General features: G+C 53.6%; 1 rRNA gene. It reads left to right on the top strand.

What is annotated here, in order from left to right:
- A 23S ribosomal RNA gene (locus NCCP28_RS23505) occupies window positions 1-687 on the top strand; the annotation flags it as partial.

Genomic DNA, 687 nt, shown 5'->3' with positions numbered 1-687 from the left:
AGATGTCAGTGGTAGGAGAGCGTTCTAAGGGCGTTGAAGCTAGACCGGAAGGACTGGTGGAGCGCTTAGAAGTGAGAATGCCGGTATGAGTAGCGAAAGATGAGTGAGAATCTCATCCACCGAATGCCTAAGGTTTCCTGAGGAAGGCTCGTCCACTCAGGGTTAGTCGGGACCTAAGCCGAGGCTGAAGAGCGTAGGCGATGGACAACAGGTTGATATTCCTGTACCACCTTATGAACCATTTGAGTGATGGGGGGACGCAGGAGGATAGGGTAAGCGTGCTGTTGGATTAGCACGTCCAAGCAGTTAGGCTGGTAATGAGGCAAATCCCGTTACCGCATAAGGCTGAGCTGTGACGGCGAGGGAAATATAGTACCGAAGTTCCTGATTCCACACTGCCAAGAAAAGCCTCTAGCGAGGTTCAAGGTGCCCGTACCGCAAACCGACACAGGTAGGCGAGGAGAGAATCCTAAGGTGAGCGAGAGAACTCTCGTTAAGGAACTCGGCAAAATGACCCCGTAACTTCGGGAGAAGGGGTGCTCTTTTGGGTGTTAAAGCCCGAGAGAGCCGCAGTGAATAGGCCCAGGCGACTGTTTAGCAAAAACACAGGTCTCTGCGAAGCCGCAAGGCGAAGTATAGGGGCTGACACCTGCCCGGTGCTGGAAGGTTAAGAGGAGGGGTTAGCCG

Source organism: Niallia sp. NCCP-28 (assembly GCF_023168165.1).
Classification (GTDB): domain Bacteria; phylum Bacillota; class Bacilli; order Bacillales; family Cytobacillaceae; genus Niallia.
Note: the sequence above shows the minus strand (reverse complement) of the source record. Positions and strands in the feature narration are given on the sequence as shown.